The following is a 19,253-nucleotide window of genomic DNA, read 5'->3' as shown; positions in this document are numbered from 1 at the left end:
CCACCGCCTAAACTTGCGGTTTACCTATTGCTGATGCGCGCATGTCCGAGACCCTAGCCACCGACGCCACCGCCCCGGCGGAGAAGAAAGACTTCATCCGCCAGATCGTCCGCGAGGATCTGGCCAGCGGCAAGCACACGACCATCCGCACCCGCTTCCCGCCCGAGCCCAACGGCTACCTGCACATTGGCCATGCCAAGGCGATCTGCCTGGATTTCGGGTTGGCTGCCGAGTTCGGCGGGCTGTGCAACCTGCGCCTGGACGACACTAACCCGGCCAAGGAAGACCCCGAGTTCGCCGCTGCCATCCAGGACGACGTGCGCTGGCTGGGCTATGAGTGGGCGCAGCTGCGCCACGCCTCGGACTATTTCGAGGTGTATTACCTGGCCGCGCAGAAGCTGATCCGTGATGGCCACGCCTTCGTGTGCGACCTCTCCGCAGAACAGGTGCGCGACTACCGCGGCACGCTGACCGAGCCCGGCCGCAATTCGCCATTCCGCGAGCGTAGCGTCGAAGAAAACCTGGACCTGTTCCAGCGCATGCGTGCTGGCGAATTCCCCGATGGTGCGCGCACGCTGCGCGCCAAGATCGACATGGCCAGCGGCAACATCAACCTGCGCGACCCGGCGCTGTACCGCATCAAGCATGTGGAACATCAGAACACCGGCAACGCCTGGCCGATCTACCCGATGTACGACTTCGCGCATTCGCTCGGCGATGCAGTGGAAGGCGTTACCCACTCGCTGTGCACGCTGGAATTCGAAGACCATCGCCCGCTGTACGATTGGTGCGTGGACAAGGTAGACCTGGTCGGTCATCCGGATTTGCTGCAGCCACTGCTGGACAAGGGCCTGCCGCGCGAAGCCGCCAAACCGCGTCAGATCGAGTTTTCGCGCCTCAACATCAACTACACGGTGATGAGCAAGCGCAAGCTCACCGCGCTGGTAGAAGAACAGCTGGTGGATGGTTGGGACGACCCGCGCATGTATACCCTGCAAGGCCTGCGTCGCCGCGGCTATACGCCGGCAGCGATGCGCCTGTTTGTGGACCGCGTGGGCATCAGCAAGCAGAACTCGCTGATCGATTTCTCGGTGCTGGAAGGTTGCCTGCGCGAAGATCTGGACGCAGCAGCGGCGCGCCGCATGGCCGTGATCGACCCGCTCAAACTGGTGCTGACCAATCTGCCGGAAGGCCACACCGAGACGCTGCAGTTTTCCAATCACCCCAAGGACGAAAGCTTCGGCACGCGTGAGGTGCCGTTCGCGCGCGAGCTATGGATCGAGCGCGAGGATTTTGCCGAGGTTCCGCCCAAGGGCTGGAAGCGTCTGGTACCGGGCGGCGAAATCCGTCTGCGCGGCGCGGGCATTGCACGCGTGGATGAGGTGATCAAGAACGCAGCGGGCGAGATCATCGAACTGCGCGGCTGGCTGGATCCGGAGTCGCGTCCGGGCATGATCGGTTCCAACCGCAAGGTCAAGGGCACCATCCATTGGGCCAGCGCGGCGCATGCGGTGGAAGCGGAAATTCGCCTGTATGACCGCTTGTTTTCGGTGGAAAAGCCCGACGACGAATCCGAAGGCAAGACCTACCGCGACCATCTCAACCCAGAATCCAAGCGCAGCGTGCGCGGCTATGTGGAGCCGAGCGCGGCGCAGGCGGCGCCCGAGCAAGCGTTTCAGTTCGAGCGTACCGGCTACTTCGTGGCCGACCGCCGCGACCATAGCGCGGCCACGCCGGTGTTCAATCGCAGCGTGACGCTGCGCGATACCTGGGCCAAGTAACCAAGTCCGAAATACAGCGACGTCCGCTCGAAGCGGGCGTTGCTGCTATCAGGAGCAGGCGGTGATCGCGCCGCCTGCGGATGCGGTATCTGCGTCTAATGACGCGCTTTCCCCGGCCTCAGCGCCGACGCGGAGCAATGACTCACAACACATCTGATCCAGCCACGCCAGCAAGTTCGCGGTGGTCACTCATGTACTGGGATGGCATCAGGCGATCAATCAACGCAGTCGATGACCCGAAGCATTCGGCCTGCAGATCACGGCAGCGCAGCGGGCTGCAGTAACTTCGTCGATACGACGGCGGCGTCCAAATTTCTACAGCGCGCGCCTTGATCAACCACCTGCCGCACGGCACGCTGCGATGCACGCCCTGAGGAACAGCACGATGCGTGAACGCTTGATGGTCGGTGTCGCCTGCGGAATCGGCGCAGGCGCGCTGTGGGGGCTGGTATTTCTGGCGCCGCAATTGCTATCAGCATTTACCCCACTGCAATTGGCAGTGGCGCGCTATCTCTCGTATGGCGCGGTGGCGGCGTTGGTGCTGGCGCCACGCGCGCGACAGACCGCTGCCCGGCTGGGTCGTGCCGAATGGTGGGCGCTGGTGCGCCTGAGCCTGATGGGCAATCTGATTTATTACGTGCTGCTGGGCAGCGCCGTGCAGTGGGCGGGCAGTGCGGCGACCGCATTGATCATCGGGCTATTGCCGGTCGTGGTCACTGCGATCGGCACGCGTGCCGCAGACGCGGTGCAATTGCGGCGTCTGGCGGCGCCCTGCGTGCTGTGCGTGATCGGCGTGGCATTGGTGGCACTGGATACCGTGCAGGACGACTCCGGCCAGCAAGCGAGCGACCGCCTCACCCGCATCGCCGGCCTGCTGTGCGCGGTGGGCGCGCTGGCGTCGTGGTCGGCCTATTCGATCGCCAATGCACGCTGGCTGCGGCGGCGCCCGGATCTGTCCGTCGGCGACTGGTCGCTGCTCACCGGCGTGGTCACCGGCGCATTGGCGTTGCTGCTGGCGCCCGCCGCCTTGATCGGTAGCGCAGCGCATGCACCGCTCGCATGGGCCAGTTTCTCGGGCGTGTCGCTGATGCTGGGCATCCTGGCCTCGGTGATCGGCAACGCGCTGTGGAATCGCGCCAGCCGCGTACTGCCGCTGACCCTGGTCGGGCAGATGATCGTGTTCGAGACAGTATTCGCGTTGCTGTACGGCTTTGCCTGGGAAATGCGCCTGCCCACACTGCTGGAGCAGGCCGCGATCGCCTGCTTGCTGGTCGGCGTGCTGTGGTGCGCGGCACTGCATGCGCCAGCGCGTGATGCGGGCCGCTGAGGCGCATGCGTGACCACGATGCAGCTGTGTCCCGCGGGAACACGCCAGGCACTTTCCTCTGCAATTCACCACCCGCATAGAGCAGTTACGTTTAAGGCAGTGGCGGACTTGATCCCTCAGCGCTCATCGCTGATAGCGAGGCATTGAGCGCCGATCGAACGCCGTACGAGCACTGGCGCGTCGCCGCCGTACAAACGCTCGCCGATCCGCCGCTTTCTGCTTGCCGGCACAGATCCCGCCGGCTGCTACCACCGGGCACGCGGCCTGGGCTTACCATGGCCCCTTATATGGTCCGATCGGAGCAGCCGTATGTCCCGTGTTCAGTCCTGGTGTCTGAGCAGCCTGTTGTTGCTGGCCTGTCTTGTCGCGATTGGCTGTGCGGCAACGCCACCGACCGATGCGGCCACGCCGTCATCGACCAGCAGCTCCCGGCCTGCCCGCACCCCGGCGCCGGCCAAACCGATCACCGTCACCACCACCTGCCGCACCGATGCCGATTGCACGGTGAAGAACGTCGGCAACTGTTGTGGCGCGTTTCCGGCCTGCGTCAACGTCAACAGCGCCACCGACCCGAAGGGCGTGCTCGCGCAGTGCCAGGCCAGCGGCATGATGAGCGTGTGCGGCTTCCGCCAGATCAGCGCCTGCCAGTGCGTGGCCGGGCAATGTGCCGCAAAGGACGCGCAGGCCGATACACTGCGCCCCGCCACTCCCCCTACAGAAATGGTCCACTGATGCTTTACGCGCAAGTCCACCTCACCCTGCCCGACTGGATCCACGCGCATGTCGACGACAGCCGCGCCTATCCCAGCGATGAAGACAAGGTGGCGCTGGCGATCGAGCTGTCGCGGATGAATGTGCAGGAGCGCAGCGGCGGCCCCTTTGGCGCGGTCGTGTTCGGCCCGGACCACCGCATCATTGCTGCAGCGGTGAACCGTGTGGTGCCGCAGACCACCTCGCTGGCGCATGCCGAAAACATGGCTTACATGCTCGCCCAACAGCGCCTGCAGACGCCGCGTTTGAACGATGTGCTGGCGCCGGTAACGCTGGCCACCTCGGCGCAGCCGTGCTGCCAATGCTATGGCGCAACCGTGTGGGCCGGCATCGACCGCCTGCTGATCGGCGCGCGCGCCGACGACGTGATGGCGCTGACGCAATTCGACGAAGGCCCGTTGCCGGCCGACTGGGTGGGCGAACTGAGCCGCCGCGGCATTGAAGTGGTGCGCGACGTGCTGCGCGACCAGGCCTGCGCGGTGCTGCGCAACTACGGCGAGGGCGGCGGTGACCATTATTGATTTCGCGTGCGCTGCTGGCGCAATGCAGGTGCGGCGATGAGCGGTCTGCTGTGTTACTGCCGCCAGGGCTTCGAACCTGAGCTGGCCGCCGAACTGAGCGCACGCGCTGCATTCATCGGCATCGCCGGTTATGCGCGTACCCAGCGCAACGACGGCTATGTGCTGTTCGTCTGCGACGAGGCCGCGCAACTTGCTGCCAGGCTGCAATGGCGCGAATTGATCTTCGCGCGGCAGAAGCTGCTGGTGATTGCCGAGCTGAAAGGCATCGACCCCAAGGACCGCATCACCCCGATCCTGGCCGCGTTGGACGGGCAGCAGCGTTTCGGCGATCTGTGGGTAGAACACCCGGATTCGGATGCGGGCAAGCCACTGGCGGGCCTAGCGCGCAGCTTCGGCAATGCGCTGCGCCCCGCCCTGCGCAAAGCTGGCCTGCTCACCGACAAGCCGCAGCCGCGCCAACCGCGGTTGCATATCTGTTTTCTCGACGGCGACCACGCCTTGCTTGCGGTGGCCGACAGCGCCGATAGCGCCCCTTGGCCATTGGGCATTCCACGCCTGAAATTGCTACCGGAAGCGCCGTCGCGCTCTGCGCTCAAGCTCGACGAAGCCTTGCTGACGCTGCTCACTCCCGAAGAACGCGAGGCACTGGTCAAACCCGGCATGCGCGCGGCCGATCTGGGTGCTGCACCCGGCGGCTGGACCTGGGTGCTGACGCGGCAGCACGTGCACGTCACCAGCGTGGACAACGGCCCGCTGCGCGAGCATGTGCTGGAGACCGGGCTGGTGGAGCATCTGCGTGCCGACGGCTTTCACTGGAAGCCTGCGCAGCCGTTGGACTGGATGGTCTGCGACATGGTCGAGCAACCACGCCGCGTCGCCGAACGCATGGCCACCTGGGTACGCGAAGGCTGGTGCCGCAACACCATCTTCAACCTCAAGCTGCCGATGAAAAAGCGTTGGGACGAGACCCGTCTATGCCTGGATCTGTTCGAGCAACAGGCAGAAAAATCATTGATCGTGCGCGCCAAGCAGCTGTATCACGACCGGGAAGAGATCACGGTGCTGGCGATGCGAGATTGAGCTGGGAATCGCGAATCGGGATCGGGATCGGGATCGGGATCGGGATCGGGGAATCGTAAAAGCGAGTGGCTGCTGGCTGAGTTGCTGCGAGTGCCGATGGGATCAGGAAGGCCCTGATCGAAAGCAGTTGCAATCCGCCATGCATAGTTCAGCTGCCAACTAATGCGCCTTCCATGGCATTGCACACACGCGCAATTGGCAGTCGGCGTCCGCCACAGTCGCCTGGCAGTACTCGCCAAGTGACATACAACGCCTCCGCAGGACCGCTTTGCAAAACCGAGCTGAGCACGCCTGCTTGCTCAGCTCACTGAGTCACCCGCTCCGCGAATGGACAGAGCAGGCCCCCCTCACAGCACGATACGCTTGCTGCCCTCGCGCGCCGAGCGATAGATCGCATCGACGATGCGGATGTCGCGCAGGCCCTCTTCGCCCGGCGCACGCAGCGGCGTGCCGTTCATGATCGCCAGCGCGTCTTCGTCCATCTGCAATGCCTGCTGATGCTGCACCTTGGCGTCGAACACGCGTCCATCGCTGGCCTTGCCGGTCACGCCCTGATAGCTCTGGAATGGCGACAACTCGTACCAGCCGCGCTCGCATTCGGCGCGCAGCACATTCATGTTCTTGCCGAAGCTGGTCTTGCACTCGGCACGCACCGCATTCGGAAATTCCAGCGTGAAGTCCATGTGCTCGTCGACTTCATCAAAGAGATCAGGGCGGTCGGTCCAGCGCTTGGCCGTCACTGCCAGCGGCTCAGCACCCACTGTGTAACGTGCAGCATTGAGCGGGTACACGCCCATGTCGTACATCGCACCGCCGCCGAACTGTGACCGCAACCGCCACGGGCGGTCGGCCTTGGCAGTGCCTTGATAGCCGCTGTACCCGGCCTCGGCACGCACGCGCTGCATCGCGCCGAACGGCTTTTCGCTAGCCATCGCAATCAGGCGACGTGTGTTGGGTTCGTGCTGCATGCGGTAGCCGATGGTCAGCGCCACTTTGTTGCGCTTGCTGGCCGCAATCATCGCCTCGCATTCGCCGGCATGCATCGCCATCGGCTTTTCGCACCACACGTGCTTGCCTGCGGCAGCGGCGCGCAAGGTCAGCGGCGCATGCAAGTGCGTAGGCGTGACGATGTACACCACATCGATCTCGTCGTTGTCGGCGATACGATCGAAATTTTCATAGTTGTAGACATTGCGATCGGCAATGCCGTACTTGGCCTGCCACTGCGGAATCTTCGACGGGGTGCCGGTGACGATGCCCGCCAGCTTGCAATGCTTGGTCAATGCCAGGCCGGGTGCGAGCTGTTCGCTGGCATAACTGCCCAGCCCGACCAACGCCACATTTAAAGGTTTTCCAGGCTTTTTCTTCGGCACTGCCCACGTCGGTGCAGCGAGCAGAATGCCTGCTCCGCCAAAGGCGGCAAGCAAGCGGCGACGTGTGATCGATTCCACGGACATGCAAACCTCCTTCGCAAGTGATAACAGCCAACCAAACGTCTGCGCAGTCTTCAGACCGATCGCGACGCTTTGTTAGCCGCTCTAGGGCGTACTGCTCGCGCACCTTACTTGATCGCATGTGATCACCGCCATGGTCGCGCAGCAGGTTCTGGCACACTGCTGGCGATCACATCCGGAGTAGCGCACATGACCGTTGTTGGACGTCTTCGTTTTTTGCCGCTGGCACTGCTGTTGTCCAGTTCGTTCGTTATCGCCGCCGACAAACCCTTCGTTGCGAGCGATTTGATCGGCGATGGTGCATTCACCCACAATGCCGAAGGGCCCGCCGCTGGTCCGGATGGCGCGTTGTACGCAGTGAATCTGGGCAAAGACGGGACCATCGCACGCATTGCGCTGCAGGCAGACGGCAGCGCGAAGGCCGAGGTATTCGTCACCCTGCCCGACGGCAGCACCGGCAATGGCATCCGCTTTCGCGACGGCACCATGTATGTCGTCGATTACACAGGCCACAACATTCTGCAGGTGAACATGCAAACGCGCGCAGTGAGTACGTTCGCGGCGTTGCCCGATGCCGATGGCCCCAACGATCTGGCGCTGGCGCCCGATGGCAGCTTCTACGCCAGCGACCCGAACTGGAAGGACAACAGCGGGCGCCTGTGGCACATCAGCCGCGACGGCGTGGTGCGGCTGCTGGAAGCAGGCATGACCACACCGAACGGGCTGGATGTCAGCCCCGACGGCAAGCACGTGTATGTCAACGAAAGCATGTCGCGCAAGGTGTGGGTCTATGACCGGACCAGTGACGGCAGCCTGCGCAACAAACGCCTGCTGATCAGCTTTGCCGATTTCGGCATGGACGGCATGCGCTGCGATGCCGACGGCAATCTGTATATCGCGCGCTACGATGCCGGGCAGATTGCGGTGGTGTCGCCACAGGGCAAACTGCTGCGCACGGTTGCGCTGAAAGGCCGCAAGGTCAGCAACGTGGCATTCGGCGGTAGCGATGGCCGGCAGGTGTTCGTCACCTTGCAGGACCGCGGCGCAGTTGAAACGTTCAGGTCCGATCACCGCGGGCGCGAAACCGGTCGCTGAAACTGGCGTCTGCGTCGCATTGGTTCTCAGGCCGCGCAACAGTGTCCTGGCATCCTGCAGGTCACCTGTGGAGGACTCCCCCATGCAACCGATCGAATTGAAGGACGCGGCCGCATTTGGCAACGAATTCCTGCGCCTGACCCTGTTGCAGGGGTTTCAGTCGCTGACCAAGCGTGACCTGGAATTGTTGATCTTCGTACTGCTCGAGCGCGACGGCGCCATCTCGCGCAACAGCTCCAACGCCATGGTCGCGTTGCAGTTGCGGGTGACCTCGGCCAAGGTCAAGGCATTGCGGCGCGATGGCTATGCGCGTTGGCGCTCGCTGGTACCCGAAGAAGGCGACGCCGCCATGCAGCGCATCGTTGCCAACGTGTTTACCGAAGACAATCTGCGCTCCGGCGCAAAGCACGTCAGCGAACGCAGCCGCAAGGAAGGCTTTCTGGCGGTGCGCATCGAACATCCCGACGATGCGCAGCAGTTCGAACAAGCCATTCTCGATGTCGGCGCGTTGCCAGTGTACGAACGCAACCGCGAGGTGGTCGCGGTGCGGTTCGACACGCTGCTGAAAATCGCCGAGCGCTGGGGCTATCTGCAACCGGATCCGCAAGCCACCGTGCGCGAATTGCAGAAGCTCACGCCCACCGCAGAAGAGGTCGCGGATCTGCTCAAGAAGGACATCGCGCAGCTGCGCTGGGAAGACGTGCGCCGCGCGCTCAACAGCCTGGGTGCCAAGGCGGTGGCAAGCACTGCGGAGGGCGGCCTGAAGGGCCTGTTGAAGATCGTGTTTCCGTTTATCCCGGGCTGAGCGCAGGCTCAGGGTAAGTCCTGCGCGCTATGCAATGCGCAGGACTCGCCTGTGCCCAACTGCGCAGCGCCGAGACGAACCATATTTGCTCCGATAACCCGATTGAACAAAGCATCACCCGCCACTCTCCGCCACGCGCGGTTCCGCACGCACGCAAATCGCCCGCCACGTTCTATGCTTGCAAGCTGTTCTACATCAGGGGGATCTGATGACTACTCGCCGCACCGCCACACGCATTTCCACGCTCGCTCTCTCGCTGTTGCTCTGCACCGCCGCGCACGCACAACAGACGCCCACCCCGGCCAGCAGCTCGCCGCTGATCGGTGTCCCCAGCCCCATCCGCACCCAGTCGCTAGCCAGCGGCGAGGTCACCCACCAAACCGAGCTGGCGCGCCCGCGCGGCGAATCCAGCGTAATCGTGCGTTCGATCCAGCCAAGCAGCGTGGTCGGCAGCTATCACATCGATTTTCAGGCGATGGACACCGATGGCGACGGCCGCATCAGCCGCGCCGAGGCGCAGGCCAACCCTGCCCTGGCCGATGAATTCGACGCGCTCGACACCCATCACAGCGGCTATCTGACCCGCGAACAGCTCGCCGGCTGGCTGATGCAATAATCGTCGCTTCTGCAAGCGCGGCTGTACTACGCAGCCGCGCACAGTGCTTCGCGTAGCGCCATCGCCGCCTCTTGCAGCGCCCGTTTCGGTCGGCTACATTGTATTTAACGGATACAATCTGGACCAACAAATGACCGCTCGCCTTTCACTTGCTGCCGACCTTGGCTATCAGCTGCAATTGGCTGCGCTAGCCTCTAGCCATGCCGCGCGCCAGGAACTGGCAGAGCTGCAGCTCACTCCGGCGCGCGTGACCGCATTGATCCATATTCGCGATCAACCCGGCTGCGACCAGACCGAGCTGGGTAACCGCCTGCTGGTCAATCGCGCGGCTGGCATGAAAATCGCCAATGCGCTGGCCGAGCAAGGCCTGATCGAACGCCTGGCCGGCCGCGACCGTCGCAGCAAGGGCTTGTATCTGACTGACCTGGGCAAGCGCACGCTGCTGGTTGCGCAAGGCTGCCTGGCGCGCGCGGGCGAACGCACCTGCACGGGCCTGCAGGCCAGCGAGCAACAGACCTTGCTGCGCCTGCTCTGCAAATTGAACGCCAGCGCTGCACTGGAACGCGCCGCCGCATCAGACACCGCGCTGGCCGAAGCACTCTGAGCACATCAACACACCAGCACTCTCACGACTTGAAGGAGACGCTTCTTGAACGAGCATGACGTGGTATCGGTTCGCATCGAAAACCGCATTGCCTGGGTGAAGTTCGCACGCCCCGACAAGCGCAACGCGATGAGCCCGGCGCTCAACCGCCGCATGATGGACGTGCTGGACGAGCTGGAATTCGACGATAACGTCGGCGTGTTGGTGCTCGGTGGCGAAGGTACCGCCTGGTCGGCCGGAATGGACCTGAAGGAATATTTTCGCGAAACCGAAGCGCAGGGTCTGCGCGGCGTGCGTCGCTCGCAGCGTGAATCGTATGGCTGGTTCCGCCGCCTGCGCTGGTATCAGAAGCCCACCATCGCCATGGTCAACGGCTGGTGCTTCGGTGGCGGCTTCGGCCCACTGTTCGCCTGCGATCTGGCGATTGCCGCCGACGAGGCACAGTTCGGCCTGTCGGAAATCAACTGGGGCATCCTGCCCGGCGGTGGCGTGACCAAGGTGGCGGTGGAATTGCTTTCCATGCGCGATGCGATGTGGATGACGCTGACCGGCGAAATGGTGGATGGCAAGAAGGCGGCCGAATGGCGCCTGGTCAACGAAAGCGTGCCGCTGGAACGTCTCGAAGCGCGCACCCGCGAAGTGGCCGAGCTGCTGCTGCGCAAGAACCCTGTCGCACTCAAGTACGCCAAGGATGCAGTGCGCCGCGTTGGCACCATGACCTACGACGAAGCCGAGGATTATCTGGTGCGCATGCAGGAAGCGGCCAACTCGTTCGACAACAACGCCCGCAAGGAAGGCATCCGCCAGTTCATCGACGAGAAGAGCTACAAGCCCGGCCTGGGCGAGTACGACCTCAGCAACCGCAAAGCGTAAGCGCGTCCTACGGCGTCCGAAGTGGTGCGCGTTAGGCGCGCATCGCTGGCGCTGCCAGTGGTTTTCTGCACCGAGGAGGGAGTATGGAAGCCTTATCCCAAACGCTGCGCGGGATCGCCGCGCGCAGCCCGCTGGGCTTGTTCATCGATGGACAATGGCGCGCAAGCACGGGCGATCGCCAGGTCGATGTGATCGCGCCGCATACCGAAGAACGGCTGCTGCGCTACACCGAACCCTCGCATGCAGATATCGAAGCGGCCGTTGCCGCTGCACGCAGCGCATTCGGCAATGGCCCCTGGCCGCAGCTCTCCCCGCAAGAGCGTTGCGTGGTACTCAAGCGGGTGGCCGACCACTTGCATGCACGCATGCCGGAGCTGGCCGAAGCATGGACGGGCCAGGTGGGTGCGACCCTTGGCTTCAGCAAGCGCGCGTCGCAGCAGGCGCCGGATTTATTCGACTACTACGCCGATCTGATTGCCACCCACGCATTCGTCGAACCGCGTGTGTGCCCCAATGGTGGGCGCGTGCATGTGGTGCAGGAACTGGTCGGCGTGGTTGCGGCAATCACGCCCTGGAACGCGCCGCTGGTACTGCTTTGCTACAAGGTCGCCGCCGCGCTGGCGGCTGGCTGCACAGTCGTGGCAAAGCCCTCGCCGGAAACGCCGATCGATGCCTACGTCCTGGCCGAGCGCGTCAGCGCTATCGGCGTGCCGGAAGGCGTGTTCAATCTGCTTCCCGCCGGCCGCGGGGTGGGCGAGCAACTGATCCGCCATCGGCATGTGGACAAGGTCAGCTTTACTGGCTCTACCCAGGCGGGGCGCTTGATCGGCATCGCCTGCGCCGAGCGCCTGGCGCGGGTTGGTCTGGAGCTGGGCGGCAAATCGGCGGCGATCATGCTGGAAGATGCCGACATCGCCAAGGTGCTGCCCACCTTGGTGCCCTACTCCATGCCGATCGCCGGGCAGGTGTGCTTTTCGTTGACGCGTGCTGGTGCCGGCGCAGCGCCGCGAGGAGATGCTGCAGGCGTATTGCGCGCCATTGAGCGCAGTGAAACTCGGCGACCCATTTGCTGCCGACACCAGCATGGGTCCATTGGCGTTGGGCCGCCAGCTCGAACGCGTGCAGTCCATCGCAAAAGGCAGCGCCGAAGGCGCGCGCCTGGTCAGGGGCGGTGGCCGCCCGGCGCACTTGCCGCGCAGCTTCTTTGTCGAACCGACGGTGTTCTCCGAATTCACACCGGACATGACCATTGCGCGCGAGGAAATCTTCGGGCCGGTGGTGAGCTTCATCGACTACCAAGACGAAGCCGATCTTATCGCCAAAGCCAATGCCAGCGACTACGGTTTGCACGGCAGCATCTACAGCGAAGATGCCGAACGCGCCTATCGCATCGCACGTCGCGTGCGCAGTGGCAGTCATGCTATCAATGGCATGTGGGTAGACATCAGCATGCCATTCGGTGGCTTCAAACAGTCGGGCATCGGTCGCGAAGGCGGTATCGAAGGTCTGCATGCTTTCCTCGAAACCAAAACCGTATATCTGAGCTAGCGCACGTCCCAACAAGCGTGCGCGCTTGATGGGCTGCAATTTCGCCGAGTGAGTGCTCACCGCTTGCATGCTGTGTGCCGGCGTGTTGGATGCCTGCAGGCGAAATTTGCACACCAACTCTCCGATGCGTTTAAACCTTCCACACGCAGCAGTCGCACGCACACCAGTCACTTCCTAATTTTCCAGAAGACAGCGCCATGGCCATGCCGACCGACTCGATCGCTTTCCACGCCCGTCTCTCGCCGCAACAGCTCGCCGCACGCGATCTGTTGCTGGGCATCGAATGGACCTACGCCGAACTCGACGCGTTGGTCGGCCGCCTGGCTGCCATGCTGCGCAGGCGTGGTTGCGTCGATGGGCAGCGACTCGCGGTACTGGCACGCAATTCGGTGTGGCAAGTGGCATTGCATTACGCCTGCGGGCGGGTTGGTGCGATTTATGTGCCGCTCAATTGGCGGTTGAGTACCACCGAACTGGATGCGTTGCTGCAACGCGCCGAGCCACGCCTGCTGCTGGGCGACGATGTTGCCGCCGGTCGCATGGACGTGGAAGCCTTGGTGGATTTCATCGCAAGCGCCGATGCCCTGGAGCCCGCCGACACACCATCGATTCCGCCCGAACGCGTCAGCCTGATTTTGTTCACCTCCGGCACCTCCGGTCAGCCCAAGGGCGTGATGCTGAGCGAGCAAAATCTGCAACACGCCGCGCATAACTTCGGCGTCACCACGCGCGTGGACGCACGCAGCAGTTTTCTGTGCGAAGCGCCGATGTTTCACATCATCGGCCTGGTCACCAATGTGCGCCCGGTGCTGGCAGTGGGTGGCTCGATCCAGGTGTCCAATGGCTTCGAGCCCAAACGCACGTTGGGCTGGTTCGCCGACCGTTCGTTGGGTATCACCCACTACGTCGGCGTGCCGCAGATGATGCAGGCATTTCGCAATCAGCCCGGCTTCGATGCAGAAGCGCTGCGTCATCTCACCGCATTGGTCAGCGGCGGTGCGCCGCACGCCAGCGACGATCTGCTCGGCTGGCTGGACGATGGCGTCCCGATGGTCTGCGGCTTCGGCATGAGCGAAGCGGGCACGGTGTTCGGCATGTCGGTGAACTCCGATGTGATCCGCAGCAAGCTGGGCGCGGCTGGCATTGCAGCACCATCGGTGCAGACGCGCGTGGTCGATGACAACGGCAACGACTGCCCAGCAGGCGTTCCCGGTGAACTGCTCTTGCGCGGCCCCAACCTCAGCCCTGGTTACTGGCGCGACCCGCAGGCCAGCGCCGACGTGCTCGATAGTGACGGATGGTTCCGTACCGGCGATATCGTGCAGCGCGATGCCGACGGCTTCTTCTGGATCGTCGACCGCAAGAAGGACATGTTCATTTCCGGCGGCGAGAACGTGTATCCGGCAGAGATCGAAGCGGTGCTCGCCGATCACCCGAGCATCCGCGAGTGCGCCGTCGTCGGCATGGCCGATCAGCAATGGGGCGAAGTGGGCTATCTGGCGATCGTGCCGGCCGATGAGGTACCGGATCTGGAAGGAATCCGTAGCTATCTGATCGCACGGCTGGCCAAGTACAAGGTGCCCAAGCACCTGCGAGTGGTGGACGCATTGCCGCGCACCGCAACCGGCAAGTTGCAGAAGGCCCATTTGAAGGATGCCTTGGCCAATGAGAACTGATATGCCATCGCGCACCGCGAACGGCACAACGGGCAGCCTGGGGCTGCCAGTTGCTTGCCTACCGCATATTGTCCAACGCACTAAACCGCTACGTGCTCGACACCCGTTGAGTGTTCACGCAGATCGGCGTGAGTGACCAAGCGGCGCTCGCTGCCCAAGCCTTCTGCGATCACGCAGACTCGTCCAGCAACACGTCGTCTTCGCCGATACGATCATCTACCCAGACCGCACCCTGTTCGGCCATGAGGGCGAGCTGGTTTTCCAGCTCACGCATGAGCAAGCGCACGCCGGGCTTGTGGATTGCCGCGCCATCGCGATAGATCACCCCGCCTGCGCGCGCCTGTGAGGGCTGTTGCAGCTGGAAGGCACGCAACTCGCCGCGTGCGATGTCGCCGGCCACCATCATGCTCGGCATCACCGCAATGCTGTCGGTGCCCAGCAGAATTTCGCGAGTGAAACTGGCCGAGCTGGAACGCAGTTGGTCGCGCGTTGCCAGGCCATGCTCGCGCATGACCTGTGCCACGTCGCGTTCGACGTGTTGGCTCAGCGTCGGCAGTACCTGCCGGTACGCCGCCGCTTCGGCAATACGCATCGGGCCATTGGCAAACAGCGGGTGGTCGCTACGTGCCACCAGCGCAATCGGATCCTGGTACAGCACCTTGCGAATCAGCGCATCGTAGCGGGCCAGCGGATACAAGCGCCCGACCACCAGATCGATTTCGTTACCGGCCAGCTTGGGCAACAGCTCATCGGTGCGGCCGTGCAGCAAGCGCACCCGCAGCGTGGGTTCGGTGCGATACAACGCGGCCAGCACCGCCGGCAGCAAACCGCTGGCCGCCACCGGCAAGGCGCCGACGGTAATCGTGAGCGCATCGTCCCGAAGCAGCCCTTCGAAGGTGTCCTGCGCGCGCCGTAGCTGGCCCAGCACCACATGCGCAGTCTGTACCAGCACCTCGCCCATGGCGTTGGGGCGCACGCCACGCGAGTGCCGCTCGAACAAGGGCGCGCCGACGATCTCTTCGATCTCCTGCAAGGCACGCGTGAGCGCGGGCTGGGTGACATTCAAGACGCGTGAGGCGCGCAACAGGCTTTTCTGCCGGTCCAGCGCCTCGATGACACGTAGATGCCGGACCTTGATGCGGTGTTCGAAGAACACGGAAGACATGGTCATGGGGTGGGCCTTACGTTAGGAAGTCGGGTAACGCGGCGATGCGGCGCACAGCCGAGACGCGTAGCTCAGCGCGCATGGGGCACACGCCGCGTCTGCATGAAGTCTTCGAATGATTCACCGCGCATGATGGCGTAGACCTGCAGATTGGTCATGCGCACCACACGCGCGAATTTTTCGATGACGAAAAAGTTGGCGCCGTACTGCACCAGACCGAGCCAGTCGCGCGCACGGATCAGCGCCTTCTCCTGCTCGGTGAGTTCGGCTTCCTGCATCAGCACCTGCGCGTCCTGCAAAAAACGATCGCGCCACGGGGCGCGGATCATGTGCCAGAAGAACCGGTTGAGGTGCAGCGCGCGATTGCTGGTGCGCAGATCGAACAGGTACGTACCGTCGATCTGCTCCATGGTCTTCCGGATACGATTCGATCGCGCGGCGCACCGCCTGGCCAAGCCGATAGCAGCGACGCGCGGTCGGCAGCGGGCACTGCAGCGCGTTGATGGCGATCGGCACCACCGTGCCCGGCCAGTCCGGCACATGCCGCCACAGCAGCGGCAGCGGCGCCGCGCAGCCGTGGTCGATGGGTTTGTCCTGGAATACGGTCAGATCGAATTCGTCATTGACCAGGCATTCGGCGATATGCGCCTGCAACTGCACGTCGCCGCGAATCGGCGGCAAGTTGCGCAGCCCTGCGCCTTCGTCGGCAACCGGGAAGCGCTCGCCCACGCCCAACGCGAAGGTGGGGTACAGATCGAAGAAGAACGCCGTGCAACGGTCGTTGTAGAAGAACACCAGCACGTCGGCCTGTTGCTCGACCAGCCACGCGGCCACCGGCGTGTAACCGTCGAACAGCGGTTGCACACCGGATCCTGCTGCTTGCCCTTGTCGTAGGCCACCCCGATGGTGCGAACGTGCGAGGCCCCGATACCGCCGATGATGCTTGCCATGCTGCGCTCCTGCGACGCGGGCCGGCCGCTGATTGGGGCGGACGCGCATCAGTGTGTGAATCGGGTTCTGCAACGCAATGGATCTCAAAAAGGAGGATCAACGACTGCGGATCGTCAACACGGTATCTTTGTGATCCAAATTGCCATCAAGCGATCTCATCCGCAAGGTTTTTATACACGGTTAAGTGCGAGTTTTCTCTTTCGAAGGAACGTGCGCTGCGGTATGGCGCGAGAGAATGGAGCCAATGGCGAACAACCACCGATTGCAAGCAATCCAGCAGCTACGCAAATTGCTCCTGTGCGGCACCTTCGCCCCCGGCGAGCGCGTTACCGAAGCGGCATTGGCCGAGCGCCTGGGGATTTCGCGCACGCCGATCCGTCAGGCCCTACCGGCGTTATGCCAGGAAGGCTTGCTGGTGCAGGCCGGCAACCATGGTTACGCGGCGCGGCGTTTTAGCCAGCAGGAAAGCCTGGATGCGCTGGCCGTGCGCGCGCTGATAAAAGGCATGGCCGCGCGCACGGTTGCCGAACAGGGCGCCCCTGCAGCGTTGCTCGCGACGTTGCGCGCCTGTCTGGGCGAAGGCGACCGTATCCTGTCCAGCCGCGACCTCTGCACTGACGATGAGCGGCCCATGGCGCAATGAATGCCCGTTTTCATCGCGCCATTGTGGAGGCGGCGAACAAGCCGATCGTCACCGAAACCGTGGAAGGGTGCACGTTGGTGCCGTTCGTCAGCCCGATCAACGTGGTGTTCGGCCAACGCTCTGCCACGCTCAACTATGCCGATCTGTATGACGGACACAGGCAACATGGTGCGATCGTCTCGGCCATCGAACAACGCGATGGCGCACGAGCGGAATTGCTGTTTCGCGAACATGCCAACACGCAGCGGCACAGCATGGACTGTGAGACACGCATGTCGCAGTGCTGCATTCGATCGCAGGGACAGCACCACCAGAGTGAGCGATAACGCCAGAGGTACAACCCACGTCAATCCGCTCGGCGCATCGCATCCGCTCCATCCCATACGCCTGCACCAGTGCGCCGGCAAGATGGAACGCGTTAACGCCGCGCGTTACAGCGAATGCACAAACATCAGGTTGTAAGTGTTGCCCGCCACCGAGTTTTCGACATCGATGGGGAGATAGACATTGAAATTGAGCAGGTTCTTTTCATTGAAGCCCCAGGACATCCCGGGCCCCGCATAGAACTGCCTGCGCTTGCTGTCCGGCACGCGCTCGCCATTGGTGCGGTTGTCCTTTAGCTGCTGCAGATAAAACCCGTTAATGCCGAGGCGCAGTTGTTCGGTGACCTTGACCGAACTGGCGAAGTTGGCCCAGAGCGCATCACCGGCCTGGCCATTGCGAAACTGGAACCCGCGAATAGGCGGCACACCGCCAGCGCGGTTGCTACGGAAATTGTAGAGGTAATTCACCCGCCCGCTGATTTCCCAGCTGTCGGTGGGTTGCATGGTAAAGGCCCACTGCGGTGCGACCGACCAGAAACCGGTGCTCTGGTTGATGGCGATATCACGATCGAATTTGCCCACGGGCGCGAATGCGTCGATGGCAATTCGCTGGAAGAAGAACACCCGCCCAACACGCATCACCGGCGGCATCTGCAGCGCAGGCCCGAACGAAATGTCCCCCATGCCGAAGCCATTGCTGCTCACTCGCACCGGGCTATCGGCAGCGAAGAAGGTGTCGTAATTGACCAGCGGCACGATGGCGTTGAAGCTCAAGGCACCGCCTTTCCATGTGTACGGTGTCACGTAGATGAGCTGGGTCAACACCACGCTGGTGCCAATCTTGGGATCGCGGAAGGCGGGCGAATTGTCGCCGTTCGCATTCTTGATCGCATCGAAATCGGCGTGCCGCAGGTATTCGATGACTGTCCATCCAGGTTTCATGGAGCTAAAGCCATCGAGGAAGCTGGTACCACCCAGGTTGATGCCCTGGGGGACCGCCGCAGTTTCCGGCACGGACTGCGCCCATGCCGCTGGCGATGCCGCGGCCAGCAAGGCGGCGATGATCAATGCAGGTTGACGACGCGACAGCGCACGCGGCAACACGGAACCACAACGAACAGACGAACGGACGCGCTCCACTAGGCGAATCTCCGTTACAAATGGATAGATGACTGCGATGCGACGCGAGGAGGGACAAAGCGGTATTGCAAGACAGCGGCACGCGGCCTGCAGCCAGTCGCGCAGCGCGTCGTTGACGGCGGCAGGCGCTTCGACCGGCGCCATGTGCCCGCAGTCTTCGAAAATTGCCAGCTGCGCCTGTGAAATCTGCCGCGCCGTGTCCTGATGCCGCGCCAACGAACTCCACGCATCCTGTCGCCCGGCCTCCAGCAACGTGGGGCACGCAATCTGCGCGAGCACCGGCGTTGCATCGGGGCGCTCCAATAATGCGTTGCTCTGCCCGGCGCAGCTCTGCGCGCTCTGCCGCTGCACCATGGCCATCAAGCCATCCATCAGCACGGCATCGGCGGCAACCAGCGCTGCGCCAGCGCGTACATGCCCTGGGCGTGCGCCAGTCGTACCAGCGCCAGTCGCTCTTCGCGTTCGCCATCACGGCGCGGCGCGATGCCTGTGTCGAGCAATGCCAGCCGCAGCACGCGTGTGGGCGCCTGCCGCATGATTTCCAGCGCGACCCGTCCGCCCATCGAATGCCCGGCCAGCGCAAATTGCGGCGGCGCGACGGCCAGCACATGCGTGGCCGTGTGCGTAATGCTGTCGAACCCGGCGAAATCCACCACCTGCACATCGGCCAGATCGCGCAGCGCGGCACGCTGCGGTTGCCAGATGGCGGCATCGCACAGCAAGCCGCACAACAGCAGCAATGCCGGCTTGGGCGAAGGGTGAGCGGACGAGATCATGACGCGACTGTAGCCACGCCTGCCTCGTCCGTCGTATGGAATCTGCTGCCTTCGTTATAGCGCTAGATGCATATCAACACTTCGCTAACAGCTGCCGATGTGTT

The 19,253-nt window shown here is 63.3% G+C and carries 15 protein-coding genes and 4 pseudogenes; 13 read left to right on the top strand and 6 right to left on the bottom strand.

Annotation, left to right across the window (positions count from 1 at the left end; translation table 11 throughout):
• Positions 1–41 precede the first annotated feature (41 nt).
• From KWO_RS04765 to rlmM, 5 genes are all read left to right on the top strand, one after another.
• Entirely contained in the window at positions 42–1,781 is a 1,740-nt protein-coding gene (locus tag KWO_RS04765; protein ID WP_010381595.1) for a glutamine--tRNA ligase/YqeY domain fusion protein, read from the top strand.
• Positions 1,782–2,166: 385 nt separating this feature from the next.
• Entirely contained in the window at positions 2,167–3,108 is a 942-nt protein-coding gene (locus tag KWO_RS04755; RefSeq protein WP_010367425.1) for a DMT family transporter, read from the top strand.
• Between the two features lie 309 nt (positions 3,109–3,417).
• Positions 3,418–3,840 (top strand): hypothetical protein, encoded by a 423-nt coding sequence (locus tag KWO_RS04750; RefSeq protein WP_017112744.1) that lies wholly within the window; start codon positions 3,418–3,420, stop codon positions 3,838–3,840.
• The gene (locus tag KWO_RS04745; protein WP_010367427.1) at positions 3,840–4,400 is read left to right on the top strand and encodes a nucleoside deaminase; all 561 of its coding nucleotides are present in this window, start codon (positions 3,840–3,842) and stop codon (positions 4,398–4,400) included. The genes KWO_RS04750 and KWO_RS04745 overlap by 1 nt, the downstream gene beginning before the upstream one ends.
• A 36-nt stretch (positions 4,401–4,436) precedes the next feature.
• The gene (gene rlmM, locus KWO_RS04740; protein WP_010367428.1) at positions 4,437–5,480 is read left to right on the top strand and encodes a 23S rRNA (cytidine(2498)-2'-O)-methyltransferase RlmM; all 1,044 of its coding nucleotides are present in this window, start codon (positions 4,437–4,439) and stop codon (positions 5,478–5,480) included.
• 347 nt (positions 5,481–5,827) lie between these two features.
• On the opposite strand, the gene KWO_RS04735 is transcribed toward rlmM, so the two are convergent.
• Complete coding sequence (locus tag KWO_RS04735) at positions 5,828–6,937, bottom strand: Gfo/Idh/MocA family protein (protein WP_010381596.1); 1,110 nt, start codon at positions 6,935–6,937, stop codon at positions 5,828–5,830.
• A gap of 186 nt (positions 6,938–7,123) precedes the next feature.
• Between KWO_RS04735 and KWO_RS04730 the strand changes: the two genes are divergently transcribed.
• The 7 genes and pseudogenes from KWO_RS04730 (at position 7,124) to KWO_RS04700 (ending at position 14,151) form a co-directional block, all read left to right on the top strand.
• Positions 7,124–8,029 carry an SMP-30/gluconolactonase/LRE family protein gene (locus tag KWO_RS04730; protein ID WP_010381600.1) on the top strand — a complete coding sequence of 302 codons (906 nt, stop codon included), beginning with the start codon at positions 7,124–7,126 and terminating at the stop codon, positions 8,027–8,029.
• Between the two features lie 82 nt (positions 8,030–8,111).
• Positions 8,112–8,834: a hypothetical protein gene (locus tag KWO_RS04725; protein ID WP_017112747.1), complete on the top strand. Its 723-nt coding sequence runs from the start codon at positions 8,112–8,114 to the stop codon at positions 8,832–8,834.
• Between the two features lie 208 nt (positions 8,835–9,042).
• Positions 9,043–9,450 carry an EF-hand domain-containing protein gene (locus tag KWO_RS04720; RefSeq protein ID WP_010367436.1) on the top strand — a complete coding sequence of 136 codons (408 nt, stop codon included), beginning with the start codon at positions 9,043–9,045 and terminating at the stop codon, positions 9,448–9,450.
• Positions 9,451–9,580: 130 nt separating this feature from the next.
• Positions 9,581–10,054: a MarR family winged helix-turn-helix transcriptional regulator gene (locus KWO_RS04715; RefSeq protein WP_010367437.1), complete on the top strand. Its 474-nt coding sequence runs from the start codon at positions 9,581–9,583 to the stop codon at positions 10,052–10,054.
• A gap of 45 nt (positions 10,055–10,099) precedes the next feature.
• Positions 10,100–10,927, top strand: a complete 828-nt coding sequence (locus KWO_RS04710) for a p-hydroxycinnamoyl CoA hydratase/lyase (protein ID WP_010367438.1) — start codon at positions 10,100–10,102, stop codon at positions 10,925–10,927.
• A gap of 83 nt (positions 10,928–11,010) precedes the next feature.
• Positions 11,011–12,475: pseudogene (locus tag KWO_RS04705) on the top strand (aldehyde dehydrogenase).
• 197 nt (positions 12,476–12,672) lie between these two features.
• Entirely contained in the window at positions 12,673–14,151 is a 1,479-nt protein-coding gene (locus KWO_RS04700; protein WP_017112751.1) for an AMP-binding protein, read from the top strand.
• 169 nt (positions 14,152–14,320) lie between these two features.
• Here KWO_RS04700 and KWO_RS04695 read toward each other — a convergent pair whose 3' ends face one another.
• From KWO_RS04695 to KWO_RS04685, 3 genes and pseudogenes are all read right to left on the bottom strand, one after another.
• The gene (locus tag KWO_RS04695) at positions 14,321–15,322 is read right to left on the bottom strand and encodes a LysR substrate-binding domain-containing protein (RefSeq protein ID WP_010381603.1); all 1,002 of its coding nucleotides are present in this window, start codon (positions 15,320–15,322) and stop codon (positions 14,321–14,323) included.
• Positions 15,323–15,387: 65 nt separating this feature from the next.
• Positions 15,388–15,726: a protocatechuate 3,4-dioxygenase subunit alpha gene (locus KWO_RS04690; protein ID WP_010367445.1), complete on the bottom strand. Its 339-nt coding sequence runs from the start codon at positions 15,724–15,726 to the stop codon at positions 15,388–15,390.
• 1 nt (position 15,727) lies between these two features.
• Positions 15,728–16,266: pseudogene (locus tag KWO_RS04685) on the bottom strand (class III extradiol dioxygenase family protein); the annotation flags it as partial.
• Between the two features lie 236 nt (positions 16,267–16,502).
• Here KWO_RS04685 and KWO_RS04680 point away from each other — a divergent pair.
• Positions 16,503–17,167, top strand: a pseudogene (locus KWO_RS04680) (GntR family transcriptional regulator); the annotation flags it as partial.
• Between the two features lie 174 nt (positions 17,168–17,341).
• On the opposite strand, the gene KWO_RS04675 reads toward KWO_RS04680, so the two are convergent.
• Positions 17,342–18,373 carry a SphA family protein gene (locus tag KWO_RS04675; protein ID WP_026112784.1) on the bottom strand — a complete coding sequence of 344 codons (1,032 nt, stop codon included), beginning with the start codon at positions 18,371–18,373 and terminating at the stop codon, positions 17,342–17,344.
• A gap of 81 nt (positions 18,374–18,454) precedes the next feature.
• Positions 18,455–19,149, bottom strand: a pseudogene (locus KWO_RS04670) (alpha/beta fold hydrolase); the annotation flags it as partial.
• Between the last annotated feature and the right edge of the window lie 104 nt (positions 19,150–19,253).

This window comes from Xanthomonas vasicola pv. musacearum NCPPB 4379, from assembly GCF_000277895.2.
Classification (GTDB): Bacteria; Pseudomonadota; Gammaproteobacteria; order Xanthomonadales; family Xanthomonadaceae; genus Xanthomonas; species Xanthomonas vasicola.
The sequence above is the reverse complement of the archived record's forward strand: the minus strand, read 5'-3'. Positions and strand labels throughout refer to the sequence as shown.

Bases quoted from the DNA above. Each gene is read 5' to 3' on its own strand.
- KWO_RS04765 (WP_010381595.1), top strand. From the start codon at position 42: ATGTCCGAGACCCTAGCCACCGACGCCACCGCCCCGGCGGAGAAGAAA.
- KWO_RS04755 (WP_010367425.1), top strand. From the start codon at position 2,167: ATGCGTGAACGCTTGATGGTCGGTGTCGCCTGCGGAATCGGCGCAGGC.
- KWO_RS04750 (WP_017112744.1), top strand. From the start codon at position 3,418: ATGTCCCGTGTTCAGTCCTGGTGTCTGAGCAGCCTGTTGTTGCTGGCC.
- KWO_RS04745 (WP_010367427.1), top strand. From the start codon at position 3,840: ATGCTTTACGCGCAAGTCCACCTCACCCTGCCCGACTGGATCCACGCG.
- rlmM (WP_010367428.1), top strand. From the start codon at position 4,437: ATGAGCGGTCTGCTGTGTTACTGCCGCCAGGGCTTCGAACCTGAGCTG.
- KWO_RS04735 (WP_010381596.1), bottom strand. From the start codon at position 6,937: ATGTCCGTGGAATCGATCACACGTCGCCGCTTGCTTGCCGCCTTTGGC.
- KWO_RS04730 (WP_010381600.1), top strand. From the start codon at position 7,124: ATGACCGTTGTTGGACGTCTTCGTTTTTTGCCGCTGGCACTGCTGTTG.
- KWO_RS04725 (WP_017112747.1), top strand. From the start codon at position 8,112: ATGCAACCGATCGAATTGAAGGACGCGGCCGCATTTGGCAACGAATTC.
- KWO_RS04720 (WP_010367436.1), top strand. From the start codon at position 9,043: ATGACTACTCGCCGCACCGCCACACGCATTTCCACGCTCGCTCTCTCG.
- KWO_RS04715 (WP_010367437.1), top strand. From the start codon at position 9,581: ATGACCGCTCGCCTTTCACTTGCTGCCGACCTTGGCTATCAGCTGCAA.
- KWO_RS04700 (WP_017112751.1), top strand. From the start codon at position 12,673: ATGGCCATGCCGACCGACTCGATCGCTTTCCACGCCCGTCTCTCGCCG.
- KWO_RS04695 (WP_010381603.1), bottom strand. From the start codon at position 15,322: ATGACCATGTCTTCCGTGTTCTTCGAACACCGCATCAAGGTCCGGCAT.
- KWO_RS04690 (WP_010367445.1), bottom strand. From the start codon at position 15,726: ATGGAGCAGATCGACGGTACGTACCTGTTCGATCTGCGCACCAGCAAT.